Raw genomic sequence first — 18551 nt, forward strand, 5'->3', positions numbered from 1 at the left:
CGCCCCTTCTTAGAATAATTCTGGGTCTACCAGCTTGATGGTCCGGTGGGCGAAACCTTCCGGATTGCCTGGCGGCATATCTGCTAGCCGATGGACCATTTGGGCCAAAGGTAGGGCTGCGACCGCTTGCTCGAACGAGGTTCCTTGCGACAGGTTCGCCAGCAAAGTCGTCAAGCCATCAAGCGATTGCAGAATATGGTCGAGCTTTTGAGCTTCCATCATGCCGGCCGGGCCGAGGCTGGCCGCACCGGCGCTGACTAAGTCCTCCAAGGAGGCGGTCTCAGCCCGAATGGTCGCCAGTTCCTGCGCCAGTTTCGACAAGATTGGGGCGGGCAGGGCTGTCATCAAAACAACTCCACATCGCCAATAGACGTTTCCAAGATCGGCTTTGGTGGTGGTGGCGGCGGCATGTCTTGGCTGACAAATTTCTGGAAGGCGCGGCCAGTGGTTGGCCAAAACTCTACTCGGCGTGCGCTTGTCCCCTCGGTGCTGCCACCCAGAACGGGTATGCCTTCATCCATGAGGAATTTCTTTGCAAAGGCAGCATTCGTGGCACCAACATCGCGCAGGCCTTGGAACATTTTCCCACCACCAAAAACCTTGGCTTCCAGTCGCGACTTGATTGCGCCTAAGGACATCAGATCATTGATCAAAAGCTCTGCCAGATAGGCCCCATAGCGGCCATGCGCTTGCACTGAATCAGGGTTTTCGGGCAAAAGGAAATGGTTCATGCCCCCTACTTTGGCGGCAGGGTCATATAGGCAAATGGCTACGCAACTGCCCAGAATAGCGGTCAGGCACACCTCTGGGTCACCGCTGGCGAAATGTTCGCCTTGGTTCACATGGATGCGCTTGGCAAATCTGGAAACGTCTGCGTTGAAGCTCATGTCAGCTTTCCAAAAACACTCTCAAGCTTCGCTTTGAGCTGGGCAGTGGTGAAGGGCTTCACCAGAAAATTGTTGACGCCAAATTGCACTGCGCGCTGAACCAGCTCCGCATCCGCACGGCCGGTCAGCATGATGAAGGCTGTATTGGCGACAGGCGGATGGGCGCGAATGGCGCGCAGGAAAGCCAAGCCATCAATCTTGGGCATGTTGTAATCGGAAATCACCAAATGGGCAGGCTTGCCAATGAGTTCCCGCAGACCCGCTTCGCCATCGGCGGCTTCGCGAATGTCCTTGACCCCAATTTGGTTCAGACACGTCTTGACTAAGATCCGCATGGACTGCTGGTCGTCGACAACCAAAACGTTCAGTGAGCTGGCGGCTGGCATGGTCGGGTTCCCTAGGTAAGATTTTTTTGGATGGAACAGGTTGATAGAATAGCTTCAGCGATCCGGCGCAGCGGAACTTGCCGCTCCACCGCACCAAGTTCGAACGCAGCTTTTGGCATGCCATACACGATGCAACTGGCTTCATCCTGCCCAATGGTTGCCGCGCCGGCTCGGCGCATAGCGAGCAAGCCCTCAGCGCCATCGCGCCCCATACCGGTAAGGATCACACCCGTTGTCGGTCGGTTCAGGGCCGCAACGGAGTGGAACAGGGCATCCACGGAAGGCTTGTGCCCGTTGATCAAATCGCCTTCCACCAGCCGGCAGCGCGGCATCAGAGAGTTGGTGACTTCCAAATGGAGATGACTGCCAGGAGCCAGATAGGCGTGCCCTGGCGTTAGCGGGGCACCGTCTTCAGCCTCGGTCACGCGGATCGCAGACGCTTTATCCAAACGTGCGGCAAACTTTGTGGTGAATCCTGCCGGCATATGCTGGGTGATCACGATGGGTGGCGCGGTTTCTGGCAGAAGCGGGATAATCGACAAAAGGGCTTCCACCCCGCCGGTGGACGAGCCGATTGCAATCACATGGCCGGACTTGGCGCGGAAGCTTGCGTCTGGCGTGGCCGTTTCACGCTGGGTCGGCGCACGCACATTGGCTTGCGCGGCCGCTTTCACTTTGCCGATCAAGTCGGGGAAGCCGGTGCTGAGGCTGATCGCCCCTGTCGGCTTGCCCACAACATCGACAGCACCCAGTTCCAACGCTGCCAAAGCGACTTCGGTGCCGGCTTGCGTCAGGGTTGAGACCATGACGACCGGCATGGGCCGCAGCCGCATGATTTTTTCTAGAAACTCCAGCCCATTCATATTGGGCATTTCGACATCCAGCGTGATCACATCCGGCGATAGCGCCTTGATCATCGCGCGCGCCTCATGGGGTTCTTCAGCGGCCCCTACGACTTCGATTTCAGGATCTGCGTTGAGAACCGCTGAAATCAATTGTCGCATGGTTGCGGAATCATCGACGACGAGAACTTTAATTGTCATGCGCGCCTCCGCCGGTAGGTGGTTAGGCCGGTCGCTTCAAAATAGCGTTCCGCAGGCCCGGACACGCGCTCAGAATGGCCAATAAACAAATGACCCCCTTCGTGCAGGCATTGCGCAAAGCGGGCCCAAATCCGCTCTTGCGTCGGTTCGTCAAAATAGATTGCCACATTGCGGCAGAAGATGGCGTCAAACTTGTGCTTCATCGGCCAAGCGCCCAACAGATTGAGCACGTTAAAGCGGGTCAGCTCACGTAAGGACGCGCGCGCTGCGAGATGGCCGTCATAGCTGGCCTCAAAGAAGCGCTGACGAGATTGGGGTGGAACTGGGTCCAAAAGCTCGCTGCGATAGGTACCATCGCGGCCTTCTGCGACCATGTTGGGGTCGATATCAGTCGCAAGGATGCGGACGTCAAAGCTGGCCGCATCGGGCATAGCCGTCAGCACCGTCATCGCCATCGAATAGGGCTCTTGTCCGTTTGAACAGGCAGCAGACCAAAGCCGCACCCGCTCCCCAGACCGAGCTTTTTGTGCGAGGTCTGACAGAAACAAATCGTGCAGGGTGTCGAAGTGATGGGGCTCGCGGTAGAAGCGGGTGACGTTCGTCGTCAAAGCCGCGAGCATAGCCTGCAACTCATCCGCTCCATCGGCACTGTCAATCATCGCGCAATATTCAGCAAAGCTGCTCAAGCCTAGGATGCGCAGGCGCTTTGCCAGCCGGGAATAGGCCAGCGCGACTTTCCCGTCGCTCAGCACGATACCCGACATCTCTTTCAAGGTTGCGGCGATTTGCGCGAAATCGTCCGCGGTCATGACATAGTCGCCGCTTACCAAGCTCCGTTTGGCTTGCCGGGCAGCGTTCATGCGGCTTCGACTTCAACTTCAGGAAGCACCAGATTGACGTCCAAAAGGCTCAACAGCCTTTGACCAACTGGAATGATCCCTATGATCAAGGCCTTCATTTCGTCCATCGCAACCGAAGGCGCTGGCTGGATCTCATTGGCTTTCACCATGATGATTTCCGATACTGAATCGACCAGAAGGCCGACTGAGCGATTGGCGATATGCACCACCATGATGACATTACGACCGCTCGGCTCGCACATGCCCAGCCCAAGGCGGGCAGACAGGTCCAAGATCGGCAAAATCGTGCCGCGCAAGTTGATCACGCCCTTCATATAACCCGGGGTTTTGGGCAGAGGGGTGGCCGCAGTCCAGCCGCGGATTTCGCGGATGGCCATAATGTCCACACAGAATTCCTGGCCGCCTGCCATGAAGGCCATCAATTCTTGTTGCGCATCTTCAGGGGTGTTGAGGGGGTCGGACATGTCGTTAACTCGCTATCTTGAATTCAGATTGGTTGGCTTGCTGGCGGCCAAGAACCACCAGCGCATCAATATCGAGAATGAGGGCGACCCGTCCGTCGCCAAGGATGGTGGCAGCAGAGATGCCGTCCACTTTCCGGTAGTTGGTCTCAAGGCTTTTGATCACGACTTGCCGCTGGCCTTGGATATCATCGACCCAGAGGGCTACTTGCGAGCCGCCTTCGTTTTCAACCACAATCGCAATGCCATCACGGCCCGTGATCTCAGGCGAATCGGGTTTGGAGAAGCCCAATACCCGTCCGGTATCGATCAAAGGCAAGAAGCGGTCGCGGAACCGGATCACCCAATCGCGCGCCCCAATCCGGTGTAGGTCACCTTCTTTCGGCGTGAAGCTCTCAATGATGGACGATAGCGGCGATAGCAGCGTCTGTCCGCCAGCGCGCACCACCATGCCGTCGAGCACGGCCAAAGTCAGCGGTAGGCTCATGGTGAAAACAGAACCCTTGCCTGGGGTGGACGCAATCGAAATCCGGCCACCCAATTGCTGGATCGAGCGACGAACCACATCCATACCGACACCGCGACCAGAAATATCCGACACGGTATCAGCCGTGGAAAAGCCCGGTAAAAAGATCAGATTGTCGGTCTCTTCATTGCTGAGATTGGCATCGGCAGCAATCAGGCCACGGTCGACAGCTATTTTGCGCACGCGCTCGCGATTGATGCCGCGGCCATCGTCGCTAACCTCAATGACGATCCGGCCGGAGCGATGCAACGCCGCGAGTCTGATGATGCCTTCTTTGGGCTTCCCAGCGGCAGCGCGCCCTTCCACATCTTCAAGGCCATGATCAATCGCATTGCGGATCATATGGGTGATGGGCTCGGCTAGGCGGTCCACAACGGTTTTATCAACCTCAGTCGACTCGCCTTCGGTGATGAGGCGGACGCTTTTGCCGGTCATGTCCGCGACTTCGCGCACGAGGCGGGGCATGCGCTGAAACACCGATTTCACAGGTTGGGCGCGGATCGCCATCACACTGTCTTGGATTTCGCGCGATAATTGCTCTAGGTCTTCGAGGCCGACTTTGACGGTCGAAGACGCGGCGATGCCACATTCGGCAACGCTTTGCGCCAGCATCGCTTGTTGGATCACCAATTCGCCGACGACGTTGATCAATTTGTCGATCCGGTCGAGATCAACCCGAATAGAGGCTTGGCCACCAGCAGCAGCAGTTGGAGCGTTGCCCGCTGGGGCGGCGGCTTTGGCCGAATTTGTAGCAGGAGCTGACGTTGCTGGGGCCGGTGCAGCAGCGACTGGCGCAGGCGCGATTGGGGCGGTAGCCATGGCCAGCAGCGCTTGAATATCGACTTCGTCAGCAGCGGGGGCGGCCGGCGCCGGGGCAGTGGCAGCCGCTAACAGCGCTGCGATATCCACCTCATCTGCCGAACTGTCCGTTACATCCGCCAAGGGATCCGATTTAGGCAGAATAACGAGGTCGCATTCGCCTTCAACAAATTCAAAAATCTCGGTGATGGCTTCCATCTCTACCGGCGCGTCAAGAACAATGCTCCAGCTCAGGCAAGCCGCAGGCTCAGCCAATTCCGCTAAGCTCGCCAGTTCGGAAGTGTCCAATGTAACCTGGCAAGGTCCAAGGCGGGCCAATTCGCGCAACAGCAAAGCGGGCTCATTGCCGGTCTCATAAAGTCTTTTATGGGGCTTGAAACTGATTACCCAAGCTTCGGGGGGCAGTGCTTCGGGCGCTTCAGCGTCATCGCCGAAGTCAAACATGACTGGCTTGAAGTCGAACTCGGCTTCAATTGGGTCTTCAACAGGATTGGGCTCGGGGGCGGTGGCTGCCACCACGGGTCCGCCGTCATCCATCAGTGCGCGAAGTTCATTGGCAACCGTTTGCGAGCGCTCTTCGTCCATCGACGGGATCAGGCCACGCGCATAGCTGACGTGATCGGCCAAAACGTCGGATGCATGCAACATGGCGCGAATGGCGATGTCGTCGCAGGTTTTCCGGCCCGAGCGCAGCTCATCCATATAGGTCTCGAACACATGGGCGAAGCGGACCAATTCCTCGAGACCAAAAGCGCCGGCGCCGCCTTTGATTGAGTGAATGGCTCTAAACGCGGCATTGATCGTTTCCCCATCGCCATCGCCAAAAGTCAGCGCGGTGACGCTGGCCTCAAGGTCCGTGAGCAATTCCTCGCACTCAAGGAAGAAGGTTTGCTTGATGGCTTCAAATGGATCGTCTGCAGACATGCTAGCTTATCCTGAAACGCGGCGAACAACATCCACCAGTTTAACGGGGTCAAACGGCTTCACGATCCAGCCAGTGGCACCGGCTTCTTTGGCGCGTGCCTTCTTTTCGGCAGAGCTTTCCGTCGTCAGCACTAAAACAGGCAGGCCGCGATGCGCCGGATTGGCGCGAACACCTTCGATGAAGCCAAAGCCATCCAGGCGCGGCATATTGATATCGGTGATGACGACATCGGCTCCTTCGCGTTCCAGCGTCTCCAGCCCATCAATGCCGTCCTCGGCTTGCACGACTTCATAGCCGGCATCGCTAAGCGCCAGCATCAGCATGTCACGCATGGTGCGGCTATCATCGACCGTCAGGATCTTCTTTGTCATTGCGGGTCTCCTTGCGGACTAAGCTGGTGGAGTGGTGCCCCAAATGCCGACCATTGGGCGGCGAAGGCATCACTTGGATTTTCGATAGCAAATGGGGTCTCGTGCTTGGCCCAAACCTCATGAGCGGCGAGCAGAATCTGGAGGCACTGACCGCCAAGGGATTCAACTTGGCTGCCATCAAGCGTCAGTGGTTGCCCGTCAAAGCCCATCAGAGCTTCGTGCAGAGCAGGGGCTGCGCGCGTATCCAAACTAGCGGGAAGCATGAAAGAGTTCATGTGATGTCACCCAATCTCAATCAAAACTCTTCCCAGTCCTCAGCTTCGGGTTGGGCAGCTGGCTTCGCCGCTGCGCCGCCGCGGCCCATAGGTTTAATGGCTGCGATGGTTCTGCGGGTGGCGGGCGAAACATGGCTGGACGCTTGTGGGCGAATTGGCTGCGCCGCGCGTGCGGTTCTGGCTGGCATGCCGAGGTTGAAGCTCGACAGCGAGGCTTCCAACGAATCCCCTTCACGGTTGAGGGCGTGGCAAGCTGCCGTGGTTTCTTCCACCATGGCCGCGTTTTGCTGGGTTACTTGATCCATATGGTTCACCGCCGAGTTCACTTGGCCAAGGGCGGTTGCTTGCTCTTGTGCCGAGGCTGCGATCTCTGAGATCAGCGCATCAATCTCACCGACGCGGGCCACGATACGGGTCAAGGATTCACCGCTGCGACCCACTAAGGTCACGCCTGAGCTAACTTGCGCAGAGCTGTAGGAGATCAGGGTTTTGATCTCTTTCGCAGCATCGGCAGAGCGTTGAGCCAGCGCGCGGACTTCAGAGGCCACGACGGCAAAGCCACGTCCTGCATCCCCAGCACGGGCTGCTTCCACCCCGGCATTCAGGGCCAAGAGGTTGGTTTGGAAGGCGATTTCATCGATCACGCCGATGATTTGGCTGATTTTCTGAGCGGATTCCTCAATCGCTGTCATGGCAGCGACGGCGTCGCTTACCACAGCACCTGTAACTTCGGCTTCACCGCGTGTGTCGCGAACAACGGTTGAGGCCTGACGCGCACCGGTTGCGGTTTTGTTGACTGTGGCCGTCACCTCATCAAGGGCAGCAGCGGTTTCTTCAAGGCTTGCGGCTTGTTGTTCGGTGCGGCGCGACAAATCATCAGCGGCATTGGCGATTTCAGTTGCGCCCCCGCGGATGGAGGTTGCGTTCGCTGCCACGAAAGTCAGGGCTTCCTGCAGCGTGCTGACGGCTTGGTTATAGTCTTCGCGAATTTGCTTGAATTCCTCTGGGAATTCTTCGCTGATTGTCGAGGTCAAATCGCCATCGCTCAAGCGGCCAAGTGCGCTACCCAAAGCGGCGACGATTTCGGCTTGTTGTTGGGCGCGCGCGCGGTTGACGTTTTCGTCACGCTGACGCAATTGCGCTGCGGCTTGTTGACGATTGGCCTCTTCCTCGGCTTCCGCCTTGGCCTTGTTCGCGAGCATGTCTTGCAATTCAACAACGGAGCCCGCGATTGCGCCAATTTCGTCCGCACGGTCGACTTCGGTCAGCTCGACATCGGATTTGCCCTTGGCGAGGTCTGACAAGGCGGACTGCAAAGACGCCAAAGGTACGATGATGCTTCTGACTGCAAACCAGATCAGGCCAGCAGAGAAGATCAAGCCAAGGACAAGAATTGCCATCATGATCGAGATGGCGACATTACCCGTCAGCGTGGACTTTTGCACGGCAGTGGCACTAAAGGCCGCAATTTCATCGCCGAGGCCTTCCATTTTTTCTTCAACGACCGAGAATTGGTCGCTAAACTGCTTCAACAGCTCAGGGGAGGGCCGCTCGCCAGTCGCTGTGATTTTCTGGATCGCCTGTGCACGTTCGGCATAGGTTACAAGCTCGGGTTCAAGCACGGTGACCAGTTCAATCAGTTTGGGGTCTGGCGACAGCGCTTTGGATTGTTCAATCGACTCCGAGAAGGATTTGGTGTGTTCGGCGAGATCAGCTTCAGCCACTTTGGGGTCAATCCCGTAAGTGGGGTCGGCAGCCAGCATCGAGTTCAGGACATCGCCGCGAATGGCGTCATGCATCATATCGGCCTGCATGTGCATCTTGGACATTTTGGAGGCTTGATCCACCAATTTCTTAGAACTGATGAGTGCATTGGCGGACCAGATGCCCGCGCCGGCACAGACGACGATCATCAAGGAAACGGCGGCACCGCCCGCCCAGACCTTTTGCTTAATCGTTTTCATATCACTCTACTCCTGATTTTGACTTGTGCGGCCGGAACCGAGTTCATTTTCAATGGCTTATCTCTAGAAAGCGACGGAGAGGCGAACACTGGAGACCACTGCGTCTTCCGCTGCTCTTATCCCGCCGGGGTTAGGGGCGTAGTGGAGGCTGCCTTGCAGCGTGACCGCAGAGCCCAATTGGTCCGCGAGAGCGACTTCGACGCCAGATTCTGCATCCAATGGGTCATCGCCAGCTAAGCGTGCCGTGTCTTTGAATAGGTCAGAAACATAGGCCCGACGAACGCCCAATGAGAATTGGCTGTTGGGGCGGCCAGAAATGATTTGGTCGACTAAAATCCCTGCTGTGACCGAACCTTGGAAGTCTGAAGTCTCACCGTCGGAATAACCGGCGCGCACAAAGCCCGTGACTGCCCGACCGGAGTCTGTCTCCATCAAGGGCTGCTCTACCAGGCCATAAATGCCCCAAGGATGGATCGAACCGGCGGGTCCGCTGGACTTATAGGCAGGGGCCTTGTCGGTATAGCGCCAAGCACCGACAGCCAGCAGACCTTTGCTGGTCAGACCTGCTTCGGCAATGGTGAGCGCACCCTCATTGAAATTGTTTGGCGAGCCGGGATCGCCCCAATTATGGGCGCGCGCACCAAACACACCCAAACGCAAATAGCTCTCGTCGGTCGGATTGATTGTGCCGACCACGGCTAAGGCGGTTGATGGGAAGATAGCAGGTCCATTACTACCCGTTGCCGCGAGTTCCGTGCCAATCCCGTATGGAGGGCCGACCAAGAGGCCGGACGCGTCGGTGGCATAAAAATGTGCATTGAGATCGATATAGCCAAAAGAGACGGCACCCTTGTCGCCAAACTTCTTTTCAAAGGCAAATTCATAGACTTTGAAGCGGCCATCGGCGACTTCGAGGTTGGAAACCCCTTCCAAGGTGCCGATGGCATCATTCGGGCGGTCACCCGAATTGCCCAACACATTCATATAAAAAGTGGTTCCGCTCAGGCCGAAGGCCTTCTCGAGATCCCAGGTCAGCATCACATTGACGTTGTCGAGATAATAGGACTTGCCGTCTGCAGCACCCTTGTGGGCGGTGATCATTTCGCCGGTATATTCTGCCTCGATTGACAAACCGCTGGGCTCTAAAGCGCCACGCAAACTATCAAGAGGTTTCTTGCCTTCGGCAAACACCGGGGTTCCGATTTGAAGCAAAGCCATTAGACTCCCGATGGCCACTGCTTTTGTCTGTAGCGTCATTGTCTTCTTCCCCGCTTCTCTGGCGACTAATTGGTCTTCGAGAGGTTCCACTTTGTTTCTTGTTTTTGGACGGTTTGGTGGATTGGTTGGCATCACTGTCGGAAGGCGATTGGATGCTAGCTCGAAGGCGCTCTTTTTGTTCTCAAACTTCCTAAAAGTGCCCCGTTAAGAGCGTTCAGTATCTGCCCTTAGGGTAACCGTAAAATGCTTAATAAATGGATATTACTCACAAGTGCTTGCTAATACTGGCCTAGTTATCAAAGTCTGTCGCATACCTAGAAATCACAAAATCTATCCAATTCAACGTGATGATCGCTGCAGCAAAACTGCAAATTGACCTGTGGTTACCTGAAGAATATGCACCTCGTGCAGGGGAGTTGATTCGTCACTTTAGAGCGGGGCAGCATCAGCTGAGAAATTTTATATAGATTGAATTTATTGAATTTATTTCTTCAATCAATTTGTCTTTCTCAAAACCAGCTCTATATCGCCCTCGTGCTGTTCAATCAGTCGAACAGCCACGGAGAAAATAATAATGTTAACTGTTGGCGATACCCTCCCTGAATTCACCGTGACCGGCGTGAAGCCTGGTTTCAAAGCTCATGAAGAAAATGGCGAAAGCGCTTTCTTCGAAATCACTCAGAACAGCTTCGAAGGTAAGTGGAAGCTGATCTATTTTTACCCAAAGGACTTCACCTTTGTTTGCCCAACTGAAATCGTTGGCTTTGACAAATTGGTGGGCGAATTTGCGGACCGCGATTGCGTTGTCTTGGGCGGTTCGACCGACAATGAGTTCTGCAAGTTGGCATGGCGCCGTGAGCACCCAGATTTGGGCAATATGAAGCAATATGCTTTTGCCGATACCAAGGGTGACTTGGTGGATGGCTTGGGCGTGCGCGAGAAGGGTGCAGGCGTTGCCCTGCGCGCGACCTTCTTGGTTGACCCAAACAATGTGATCCAGCACGCATCGGTCAATAATTTGAACGTCGGCCGCAACCCAGACGAAATTCTGCGCTTGCTCGACGGTTTCCAAACCGACGAATTGTGCCCATGCAACCGCCCAGCCGGCGGCGCCGTGCTTTAAACCAGATTTGGCGTGCGTCGGATGATGGGACGAGCCCGTTGTTCCGACGCACCCTATTTCTCTACCTCCCCAAGGATTTCCCCATGACGCTTGAACAATTGCGCGAACTCATTCCCGATTATGCGAAAGACATCCGCTTGAATCTTGGCTCGCTGGCCAATGAAACGACCCTAACTGACCAGCAAAAATGGGGTGCCTTCTTGGCCTCCGCTGTTGCAATCGGTCAGCCCCAAGTCGTCAAAGCCTTTGAAACAGAAGCCGCTGCGCGCTTGACGCCACAGGCCATCGACGCGGCGCACGCTGCGGCTGCCATCATGGCGATGAACAATGTCTATTATCGCTCGCTGCACCTTCTCAGCAATCACGAGTATCAAACCTTGCGGGCTGGCTTGCGCATGAATGTGCTGGCCAACCCAGGCGTTGAGAAAGTTGACTTTGAATTGTGGAGCTTGGCAGTCTCGGCAATCAATGGCTGCGGCATGTGCCTCGACAGCCACGAAGTTGAGTTGAAGAAGCACGCGGTTCCCGCCCTCAACATCCAAGCTGCACTGCGCATTGCTTCGGTTGTTGCAGCAGCCAGTGCGGTTCTGCGCTCCATTCCCTAAGTGCTATCATCCCATCTCCGCATATAAGGGCGCGCGAGCAGTTGGCTCGCGCGCTTTTCTATTAAAAATCAAAGCTGATCTGTTGGTTTGGCTTCTCGGCCTTTTTGCGCGCATGTACCTTAGCCTCAGTAACTTGCTTGATCCCCGACTTTCGACTGCCATGCTGTTCTTGGATGATATGGGCCAAGTCCCTGTGCCCATCGCCCTTGCGGACGCGGTGAATCTCAGCCCGCGCAAAGGCACCTGCCGCCACATGATCGACTAACGGGGCGGGATAGGACGGGGTCACATCCTGTGCGCTGGTCTTCCAAGGTTCATGGATCAAGGCCGTCGGTAGATGGGCCAATTCTGGTACCCAGCGCCGGATGAATGTGCCAACAGGGTCCTGATCAAGTGATTGTTTGACCGGATTATAGATGCGTGGCGTGTTGATCCCTGTGGTGCCGGATTGCATCTGCGCTTGGCTATAATGAATGCCCGGCTCAAAATCCGTGAACTGACGAGCGAGCAAGGTCGCAGGCAAGCGCCAGTCAAGCCAAAGGTGGTAGCTCGCAAAGCTCATCACCATGGCGCGCATGCGGAAGTTCAACCAGCCAGTTGCATCCAACGATCGCATGCAGGCATCGACAAAGGGAAAGCCCGTCCGCCCTGCAATCCAAGCTTTCGCCAAGGCCACGTCTTCGGGGCGCGCTGGCCGCAGGCCATCATAGGCCCGGTGCATGTTTTGGATTTGGATTTCAGGCTCATCCTCCAGCTTCTGAATGAAGTGGCAGTGCCAGTGTAAGCGCGCCAAAAAGGATGAAATAGACGCGGCATAAACCTTATCATCGGCTGCAAGATGACGTGCTTGGGCACGGCTAGCTGCTTGATAGGCCTCCCGCATCGAGATTGTCCCGAACGCCAAATGCGGAGAGAGGCGCGAACAAGCTTCAGCGCCTTCAGCAGGGTTCGACATGGCCTTTCGGTAGTTTCGGCCGCGCACGGCTAGAAAGCTTTTGAGGAGGTCGACTGCCTCACGGCGTCCGCCCTTTTGTCGATCCGGGCAGGGGTCAGGGGAGATGCCAAGCGCCTGCGCCTCTGGCAAAAAGATACTGGGCAAATTGGCAAAGCGGATGGTTTCAGGTGCCTCAATGGGTGGGCTCGCCATCATCTGATCCCAGCGCTTAGACCAGCCATTGCGGCTAGTAGGGCCACGCCAGACGGCATGCTGGCGATACTCAATAATAGGAATACCCGTGCGCTTGGCCCAAGCGCGCACGGCCTTGTCGCGCTGATAGGTCCAGAGGAGGCCCGTCTCTTCATGCGCGTGGATCGCAGAAATGCCGTGGCTAGCGTGAAGGCGGGCCAGCACGTCGCAGGCCTCCCCCATTTCCACTGCCAGACCAGCCCCGCGGCCTTTCAGCGCGTCATCTAAATCCGACAGGCACTCTGTGAGAAAATCAAAGTGGCGGCCAGACAATTCAGGCTGAGCCCACAATTCTGGCTCTAAGATATAAAGCGGCAGGACAGAATTGCCGCTCTGATGGGCGGCTAGCAAAGGCGCATGGTCATGCACCCGCAGGTCACGCTTGAACCAGACGACCTCGATCATGCGCGGTCCAAATCACGCACCAGATTAGGCAATTTCTCTTTTAGCTTAAAGAAGCCGCCGGTGGCTAAGGGCCAAGTCCGGCTGTCCCAAGATCGACGTACTTGGACGAGCCGGATTCCCTGATCCGCCAAAGCTCGCTTAAGGTCTGTCACATGCCAAGCAATGGGGCCAACGGGCGCATAGGGTGTCGCAATCTCTTTCACGTCCAAACCCACAGCCCAATTCAGCACCTCATCTAACGACGCCATTAAAGGGGCTTCCACACCAAAGGCTTGTTCGAGGCGGTTACAGGCATCTTGCTCGGCCCGACGTGTAAATTTGTTCTTCGCGCCGTCCGCTGGCCCAATCTCGGCCACATGCAACAAGCCAGCACCCACCACTTTGGCTGAGAGCGGTAGAGATTCTGGATGCAGATCCTCGCCATGCACCAATAGGCCGATGCGCTCTTCAAACAAGATTTCACGCTCGGGCAGGGCACCGGGGCCGGTCTGTAAAAAGGGCTCATCTAAAGGCAGCGCATTTTCGGCCAATTGGCCAGCAGGGTTAAAGCGGCCCAGGGTGTGGGTCTCAATATTGCTGGCGCGCGCCAGATAATGCTTGCCCTTGGTATGCAGGCCCGCCACCCAACGCCACGACAACGTGTTGGACGCGACATCGGCGTCGAGCAAATGCTTGAAGAAGAAGTCAGCCCCCAATTGCCACGGCAATTCCAGCGTAAAAATCCAAATGCTGGCAAACCACATGCGTGCATGATTGTGGAGCCAGCCCAAAGTCGTCAGCTCGCGCACCCACGCATCAAAGCAGGCAATGCCCGTCTCGCCCGCTTTGGCACGCGCCAGCCTTTGGGCAAGCGCTGGGTCTTCGGCGACGGTCTGTTTCAAGGCGAGGCGGTCTTGGTTGAAGCGCGTCAAAACCTGTGGCCGCATCTCCAGCCAGCCTTTCCAATAGCTGCGCCAATAGACTTCCTGGATGAATTTCTCTGCCTTCACAAAGCCATGGCACGCCATCACGCGGCTGACGACTTCTTCTTCGGTGATTAAGCGGCGCGCGAGCCAAGGCGACAAGGCCGACACGTTTGATCGGTCATCAGGCCCTAAATCTGTATTGCGCGCGCGGGTATAGGCTGCCCCTGCTGCGGGCAAAAACGCCTCCAGCCGCGCCAAGCCAGCCGCCCGTGTGCCCGTCCAATCAACGCGGCTTAAGGCTTGCGGGGTGGGGTCAAAGGGTAAAGAGGACATGGGATTGGATACGCAGTGGGCGGATGGGTGGATTACGGGGAGGGTGAGTTAGGGTGTGGGGTTGCCTCAGTGGGGGCTAACTTCAGGTTCGGCTTGACCACTGTGTCTTATAGGGCTGCAATGGGTTTCGTCCGTAGCGTCGGTACATGCATTGATCAAACAAATAGGACTTGAAGGATTTTCCGATGAATTTGAGGGGATGGCGCGGTATCCAAGAAATCCGAGATGCACTTCATGCAGAAGGCTTCCAAGTTGATCGCGTTTACGCGGAGTTGAACGCTGCGATTTGCGAGGCGCAGTTTTCGCCTGCTGAATTCTTGGCCGAGCAAGACAATGTCGCCTACTCGCATCTTAGCGGTGTCCGTGTCGATGGGAAAATGGAATGGGAGCCAGAGCCACCTCGTCCGATATTAACGCTTCGAGATAGCTTTTTTGCTGCTCTGTCCCAAGCTGATCGAAACAGATTGATAGAGGGACCAATATTGGAACGCAGGATAGCCGAATTACAGTTTCTTCCGTCAAACTGCGCGGAATATGTGATGAGCAATGCTGAAATCCGTGAGTTTGCACTTAAGGTAGCGAAATCCTACGGATTTAAGAAAATCAAGGCGCGATTTGGGACTATTGCGCCAGTAATTGCAAAGGAAGACGCTGAAACTGGGGTGAAAGTGTTTTTTGGTTTAGACGGAGACTCAAGGGCGGGCCGCTTTGGGCTGGTTCGCCGTTTGAACTTTGACATGCGATTGTACGTCACCGACGGCCCATTGGACAGTCGAAAAGAGATAGAACCAGCACTCTTTGGTGGAATGGGTTACTATCGAGATTTAAATGGCTTGCTCGACCCAAGCTATGGTTATGATGCCCAAGACATGGAGCAAATGAAATTTTGGTCGGAAATCATCAAAATTGGAATTGTTGCCTTGGTTCGCTTTCTAGATTTATTCCATGCTAGCATCGTTAAGTTTCGGAAGGAGAAGCATGGGCTAGTTTGAGTATGCTCACGCCAAAGAACGGACCTGACGATGAAAGACTTTATCCTCTTGATGCATGCCGACACGACCAGCCCAGAGCGCGATGCGGATTGGGAGGCCTATATTGGTCGCTTGATCGAGACGGGCAGCTTTCAAGGCGGCAGCTCCATTGGGCAAGGGCAGGCGTTTCGAAAGCAAGGCGACGCAGCCCCACTCACGCGCCAGCTCACGGGCTATATCAAGATCCAAGCAGAAAACTTAGAGGTCGCCCGCGCCGCCTTAGCCGGCAATCCGACTTTTGAATCTGGCGGGACGGTCGAGATACGGGAATTGGTGGTTTCTTAAAGGAACCGTCTGACAGCGTTTTAACCCGCTTCGATCACCTTAAAGTGATCACTGTTGAAAATATTTGACCGCTTCTGACCTTATGGTAGTGCGGAATTATGATGAATTTTACTAAACTTGTTACCGCGCTCTCGATTTTTTCGAGCCTTTTGATCCCCGCAATGTCATACGCTGCACAGCCTGTTGCACAAGTAACTGCACCGGCCGCAAGTCCGGCTGCTGCGCCCGCCGCCAGCATCGCTTCTATCCCAGCTGGCACGCCGATGGATATCGAGATCACCGAACTGCTTTCAACCAAGACCAGCAAGGTTGGTGACAAGTTCGCATTAAAGCTCGCCCAGCCCCTCAAAATTGGCGACACAATTGTGGTCCCCGCTGGCACACCTGGGACAGGTGAAGTGATCGATGTCGGTAAGCCAGGCATTGGTGGTAAGCCGGGTAAGCTTGTTATTGCGGGGCGTTTCTTGACGCTAGACGGAACCACAATCGGCATTCGCGGCCTACAATTGCGGCCCATAGGCGGCGAAGATAGAACCAATGTCGTGCTAGCGACCAGCTTTGTCCCCTATATCGGCATGGCGAGCTTTCTGATTTCAGGCGGGCATGTTGAGATTCCGGCAGGTGCTTGGGCAACCGCAAAGCTTGCCGCGCCTTTTGTTCCGGCAGCCCCCGCCACGGCACCGTGAATGCTGCTAGGCCTAATCGGCCTCGCATTTCCCTTTCCTCATCATAGCTTTTGGAGATTTGCGCTATGAAAACTGCAACGACGAACAAGCCTCAATTTGATATTCGGGGGCTTATCGCCACCGTCAGTTTAATCGCATTCTCGATGGCCGGTTCATCCGCCTTAGCTCAAACGGCAGCGACAACACCACCTGCTGATCCTGCACCAGCCGCGGCCCCACCAGCAGCAGACGCGCCGCCAGCGGCACCCGCCACCGAACCAACGCCGCCTCCTGCCGAAGCGACACCTGCGGCAGCACCAGAAGCGCCTGCGCCTGCACCAGCTGCCGTCGCCTTCCCGGGCCCTAACCCAATCATGGCTCCCCCCGAAGGCAAGGGCCAAGTGGTCTTTTTCCGCCAATCAAAACTGACCGGTGCGGCACTGAGCTTCTCCATCCGCGAAGGCGATACTGGCATTGGGAAACTGCAAAACGGCAGCTATTTCGTGCATGTGGTTGATCCCGGTCCGCGCGAATTCAACATTCAATCGGAAGTGACCGATACCCTGCGCTTGGAAGTGGAACCCGGCGAAACCTATTTCGTGGTTCAGTCCATCACCATGGGCATCATGATTGGTCGTCCAATCCTGACGCCATCCGATGCGCTGACCTTCCAAAACAAAAAAATGAAGGTCACGACCGCAGTCGCGACGGATCGCAAGCCGAAGAAATAAATTCCTTCATTGGCTGACTTTAAGCTGGTCTTACTTGGGGCACATTCCGATACCGGGATGCGCCCTTTGTCTTTCTGGTAAACGATCTGGTGCAACATACTGCTGCATCTCGCCTCTCCCAGTCGGGCAAACCCCCTTTTTACACCCCGCTCAAACCCCGATTCCACAAGGGTCATCGCCTGACCGGCAGGTGGCGGCTGGGCCGCATTCATAAAATTGTCGCTTGCATTCTAGGCCGACATCGTGTCTGTGCGCCGTGGGCCACCCGCTCCCACCGGCGGGCGCTCATCTGAAAGGATGGGAGTAACATGAACGCGAATACCCCTAAGCCGCACATGCGGCCCGCTGACCCTCGGTTTTCTTCGGGTCCCACCAAAAAACGCCCCAATTGGAGTCTCGACGCTTTGTCGGGTGCTGTCCTCGGTCGTTCTCACCGTTCCAAACCCGGTAAAGCCCGCCTGAAACTCGCGATCGATCTGACGCGCGAAGTGCTGCAGGTGCCAGACGGCTATCGCATCGGCATTGTCGCAGGCTCGGACACGGGCGCTGTTGAAATGGCCATGTGGTCCATGCTGGGGCCAAAGCCTGTGGCGACCTTGGCTTGGGAAAGCTTTGGCGAGGATTGGGTCACCGATGCCGTCAAGCAATTGAAATTAGACCCTGTGGTGATCAAGGCTGACTATGGTCAATTGCCTGATCTCGCCGCAGTCCCTGCCAAAACCCATGATGTGATCTTCACTTGGAATGGCACCACCTCTGGCACCCGCGTGCCCAACGCCGACTGGATCCCAGCCGACCGCGAAGGCATCACCATTTGTGATGCAACGTCGGCGGCCTTTGCCCAAGCTTTGGATTGGGACAAGCTCGATGTCGTGACTTTCTCTTGGCAGAAAGTTCTGGGCGGCGAAGGTGCGCATGGCATGCTGATCCTTGGGCCCCGCGCCGTGGAACGCCTCGAAAGCTATAATCCTGCGTGGCCCATGCCGAAATTGTTCCGTATGACCAAGGGCGGGAAATTGGTGGAAGGCATTTTTGAGGGTGAGACCATCAACACCCCATCGATGCTGGCCACGGAAGACTATATTGACGCGCTCAACTGGGCGAAAAGCGTCGGTGGTTTGGCTGGCCTGCATGGCCGTGCGGACGCCAATTTGGGCGCGATTGCCGAATGGGTCGACAAGACCGCTTGGGTCGATTTTTTGGCTGCGACGCCTGAAAGCCGCTCCAACACTTCTGTGTGCTTGAAAGTCGTTGATCCCCGCGTCACGGGCCTATCGGACGAAGGCCAAGCCGATTTTGCTAAGAAGCTTGCGGGCCTCTTGGATAAAGAAGGCGTTGCCTTGGATGCCGCGGCCTATCGTGCGGCCCCTCCGGGTCTGCGCCTCTGGTGTGGGGCGACTATCGATACAGACGATGTGATTGCCTTGACCCCATGGCTCGATTGGGCGTTTGAGACGCTCGTCGCAGACCTTTAAGCTTCAAGCTTTTCCTGATTTCCTCCTCTCCCGCCACCCGGGGGAGGGGGCTCCTCCCCCCATCATTTTGTT

20 protein-coding genes are annotated in these 18551 nt (G+C 56.2%); 7 read left to right on the top strand and 13 right to left on the bottom strand.

Annotation, left to right across the window (positions count from 1 at the left end; translation table 11 throughout):
• Positions 1-9: 9 nt before the first annotated feature.
• The 11 genes from ACOVRA_RS04205 to ACOVRA_RS04255 form a co-directional block, all read right to left on the bottom strand.
• Positions 10-345, bottom strand: coding sequence for a hypothetical protein (locus ACOVRA_RS04205; protein ID WP_421719204.1), 336 nt, complete (start codon positions 343-345; stop codon positions 10-12).
• On the bottom strand, positions 345-887 hold the full coding sequence (locus ACOVRA_RS04210; protein WP_421719205.1) for a chemotaxis protein CheD: 543 nt from the start codon (positions 885-887) through the stop codon (positions 345-347). Before ACOVRA_RS04210 ends, ACOVRA_RS04205 begins: the two co-directional genes overlap by 1 nt.
• Positions 884-1273 (bottom strand): response regulator, encoded by a 390-nt coding sequence (locus ACOVRA_RS04215; protein WP_290806155.1) that lies wholly within the window; start codon positions 1271-1273, stop codon positions 884-886. Before ACOVRA_RS04215 ends, ACOVRA_RS04210 begins: the two co-directional genes overlap by 4 nt.
• An 11-nt stretch (positions 1274-1284) precedes the next feature.
• The gene (locus tag ACOVRA_RS04220; RefSeq protein ID WP_421719206.1) at positions 1285-2316 is read right to left on the bottom strand and encodes a protein-glutamate methylesterase/protein-glutamine glutaminase; all 1032 of its coding nucleotides are present in this window, start codon (positions 2314-2316) and stop codon (positions 1285-1287) included.
• Positions 2313-3176 carry a CheR family methyltransferase gene (locus ACOVRA_RS04225; protein ID WP_421719207.1) on the bottom strand — a complete coding sequence of 288 codons (864 nt, stop codon included), beginning with the start codon at positions 3174-3176 and terminating at the stop codon, positions 2313-2315. The genes ACOVRA_RS04220 and ACOVRA_RS04225 overlap by 4 nt, the downstream gene beginning before the upstream one ends.
• The gene (locus tag ACOVRA_RS04230; protein ID WP_421719208.1) at positions 3173-3640 is read right to left on the bottom strand and encodes a chemotaxis protein CheW; all 468 of its coding nucleotides are present in this window, start codon (positions 3638-3640) and stop codon (positions 3173-3175) included. The genes ACOVRA_RS04225 and ACOVRA_RS04230 overlap by 4 nt, the downstream gene beginning before the upstream one ends.
• Positions 3641-3644: 4 nt before the next feature.
• Entirely contained in the window at positions 3645-5906 is a 2262-nt protein-coding gene (locus tag ACOVRA_RS04235) for a chemotaxis protein CheA (protein WP_421719209.1), read from the bottom strand.
• Positions 5907-5912: 6 nt separating this feature from the next.
• Complete coding sequence (locus ACOVRA_RS04240; RefSeq protein ID WP_290800773.1) at positions 5913-6278, bottom strand: response regulator; 366 nt, start codon at positions 6276-6278, stop codon at positions 5913-5915.
• Entirely contained in the window at positions 6275-6553 is a 279-nt protein-coding gene (locus ACOVRA_RS04245) for an STAS domain-containing protein (RefSeq protein ID WP_421719210.1), read from the bottom strand. The genes ACOVRA_RS04240 and ACOVRA_RS04245 overlap by 4 nt, the downstream gene beginning before the upstream one ends.
• Positions 6554-6573: 20 nt before the next feature.
• Entirely contained in the window at positions 6574-8517 is a 1944-nt protein-coding gene (locus tag ACOVRA_RS04250; protein WP_421719211.1) for a methyl-accepting chemotaxis protein, read from the bottom strand.
• Positions 8518-8580: 63 nt separating this feature from the next.
• Positions 8581-9735 carry a carbohydrate porin gene (locus tag ACOVRA_RS04255; protein WP_421719212.1) on the bottom strand — a complete coding sequence of 385 codons (1155 nt, stop codon included), beginning with the start codon at positions 9733-9735 and terminating at the stop codon, positions 8581-8583.
• Between the two features lie 574 nt (positions 9736-10309).
• Here ACOVRA_RS04255 and ACOVRA_RS04260 point away from each other — a divergent pair.
• Together ACOVRA_RS04260 and ACOVRA_RS04265 are read left to right on the top strand one after the other, a co-directional pair.
• A complete protein-coding gene (locus tag ACOVRA_RS04260; RefSeq protein WP_421719213.1) occupies positions 10310-10858 on the top strand; it encodes a peroxiredoxin in 549 nt (182 codons plus the stop codon).
• 83 nt (positions 10859-10941) lie between these two features.
• On the top strand, positions 10942-11463 hold the full coding sequence (locus ACOVRA_RS04265) for a carboxymuconolactone decarboxylase family protein (RefSeq protein WP_421719214.1): 522 nt from the start codon (positions 10942-10944) through the stop codon (positions 11461-11463).
• 61 nt (positions 11464-11524) lie between these two features.
• Here ACOVRA_RS04265 and ACOVRA_RS04270 read toward each other — a convergent pair whose 3' ends face one another.
• Positions 11525-13054, bottom strand: coding sequence for an FAD-binding domain-containing protein (locus ACOVRA_RS04270; protein WP_421719215.1), 1530 nt, complete (start codon positions 13052-13054; stop codon positions 11525-11527).
• Positions 13051-14292 (bottom strand): FAD-binding domain-containing protein, encoded by a 1242-nt coding sequence (locus ACOVRA_RS04275; protein WP_421719216.1) that lies wholly within the window; start codon positions 14290-14292, stop codon positions 13051-13053. Before ACOVRA_RS04275 ends, ACOVRA_RS04270 begins: the two co-directional genes overlap by 4 nt.
• Positions 14293-14477: 185 nt before the next feature.
• Here ACOVRA_RS04275 and ACOVRA_RS04280 point away from each other — a divergent pair, with 185 nt between their 5' ends.
• The 5 genes from ACOVRA_RS04280 to ACOVRA_RS04300 all read left to right on the top strand — a co-directional run bounded on the left by ACOVRA_RS04280 (position 14478) and on the right by ACOVRA_RS04300 (position 18479).
• Entirely contained in the window at positions 14478-15284 is an 807-nt protein-coding gene (locus ACOVRA_RS04280; protein ID WP_421719217.1) for a hypothetical protein, read from the top strand.
• A gap of 30 nt (positions 15285-15314) precedes the next feature.
• Positions 15315-15608 carry a hypothetical protein gene (locus ACOVRA_RS04285; protein ID WP_421719218.1) on the top strand — a complete coding sequence of 98 codons (294 nt, stop codon included), beginning with the start codon at positions 15315-15317 and terminating at the stop codon, positions 15606-15608.
• A 161-nt stretch (positions 15609-15769) separates the two neighbouring features.
• The gene (locus ACOVRA_RS04290) at positions 15770-16294 is read left to right on the top strand and encodes a hypothetical protein (protein WP_421719219.1); all 525 of its coding nucleotides are present in this window, start codon (positions 15770-15772) and stop codon (positions 16292-16294) included.
• 65 nt (positions 16295-16359) lie between these two features.
• Positions 16360-17004, top strand: coding sequence for a DUF2846 domain-containing protein (locus ACOVRA_RS04295; protein WP_421719220.1), 645 nt, complete (start codon positions 16360-16362; stop codon positions 17002-17004).
• Between the two features lie 308 nt (positions 17005-17312).
• A complete protein-coding gene (locus tag ACOVRA_RS04300; protein WP_421719221.1) occupies positions 17313-18479 on the top strand; it encodes a phosphoserine transaminase in 1167 nt (388 codons plus the stop codon).
• Positions 18480-18551: the final 72 nt, after the last annotated feature.

Origin of the sequence: Aquidulcibacter sp., from assembly GCF_049239865.1 — a bacterium.
Taxonomy (GTDB): domain Bacteria; phylum Pseudomonadota; class Alphaproteobacteria; order Caulobacterales; family Aquidulcibacteraceae; genus Aquidulcibacter.

Bases quoted from the DNA above. Each gene is read 5' to 3' on its own strand.
- ACOVRA_RS04205 (WP_421719204.1), bottom strand. From the start codon at position 345: ATGACAGCCCTGCCCGCCCCAATCTTGTCGAAACTGGCGCAGGAACTG.
- ACOVRA_RS04210 (WP_421719205.1), bottom strand. From the start codon at position 887: ATGAGCTTCAACGCAGACGTTTCCAGATTTGCCAAGCGCATCCATGTG.
- ACOVRA_RS04215 (WP_290806155.1), bottom strand. From the start codon at position 1,273: ATGCCAGCCGCCAGCTCACTGAACGTTTTGGTTGTCGACGACCAGCAG.
- ACOVRA_RS04220 (WP_421719206.1), bottom strand. From the start codon at position 2,316: ATGACAATTAAAGTTCTCGTCGTCGATGATTCCGCAACCATGCGACAA.
- ACOVRA_RS04225 (WP_421719207.1), bottom strand. From the start codon at position 3,176: ATGAACGCTGCCCGGCAAGCCAAACGGAGCTTGGTAAGCGGCGACTAT.
- ACOVRA_RS04230 (WP_421719208.1), bottom strand. From the start codon at position 3,640: ATGTCCGACCCCCTCAACACCCCTGAAGATGCGCAACAAGAATTGATG.
- ACOVRA_RS04235 (WP_421719209.1), bottom strand. From the start codon at position 5,906: ATGTCTGCAGACGATCCATTTGAAGCCATCAAGCAAACCTTCTTCCTT.
- ACOVRA_RS04240 (WP_290800773.1), bottom strand. From the start codon at position 6,278: ATGACAAAGAAGATCCTGACGGTCGATGATAGCCGCACCATGCGTGAC.
- ACOVRA_RS04245 (WP_421719210.1), bottom strand. From the start codon at position 6,553: ATGAACTCTTTCATGCTTCCCGCTAGTTTGGATACGCGCGCAGCCCCT.
- ACOVRA_RS04250 (WP_421719211.1), bottom strand. From the start codon at position 8,517: ATGAAAACGATTAAGCAAAAGGTCTGGGCGGGCGGTGCCGCCGTTTCC.
- ACOVRA_RS04255 (WP_421719212.1), bottom strand. From the start codon at position 9,735: ATGGCTTTGCTTCAAATCGGAACCCCGGTGTTTGCCGAAGGCAAGAAA.
- ACOVRA_RS04260 (WP_421719213.1), top strand. From the start codon at position 10,310: ATGTTAACTGTTGGCGATACCCTCCCTGAATTCACCGTGACCGGCGTG.
- ACOVRA_RS04265 (WP_421719214.1), top strand. From the start codon at position 10,942: ATGACGCTTGAACAATTGCGCGAACTCATTCCCGATTATGCGAAAGAC.
- ACOVRA_RS04270 (WP_421719215.1), bottom strand. From the start codon at position 13,054: ATGATCGAGGTCGTCTGGTTCAAGCGTGACCTGCGGGTGCATGACCAT.
- ACOVRA_RS04275 (WP_421719216.1), bottom strand. From the start codon at position 14,292: ATGTCCTCTTTACCCTTTGACCCCACCCCGCAAGCCTTAAGCCGCGTT.
- ACOVRA_RS04280 (WP_421719217.1), top strand. From the start codon at position 14,478: ATGAATTTGAGGGGATGGCGCGGTATCCAAGAAATCCGAGATGCACTT.
- ACOVRA_RS04285 (WP_421719218.1), top strand. From the start codon at position 15,315: ATGAAAGACTTTATCCTCTTGATGCATGCCGACACGACCAGCCCAGAG.
- ACOVRA_RS04290 (WP_421719219.1), top strand. From the start codon at position 15,770: ATGTCATACGCTGCACAGCCTGTTGCACAAGTAACTGCACCGGCCGCA.
- ACOVRA_RS04295 (WP_421719220.1), top strand. From the start codon at position 16,360: ATGAAAACTGCAACGACGAACAAGCCTCAATTTGATATTCGGGGGCTT.
- ACOVRA_RS04300 (WP_421719221.1), top strand. From the start codon at position 17,313: ATGAACGCGAATACCCCTAAGCCGCACATGCGGCCCGCTGACCCTCGG.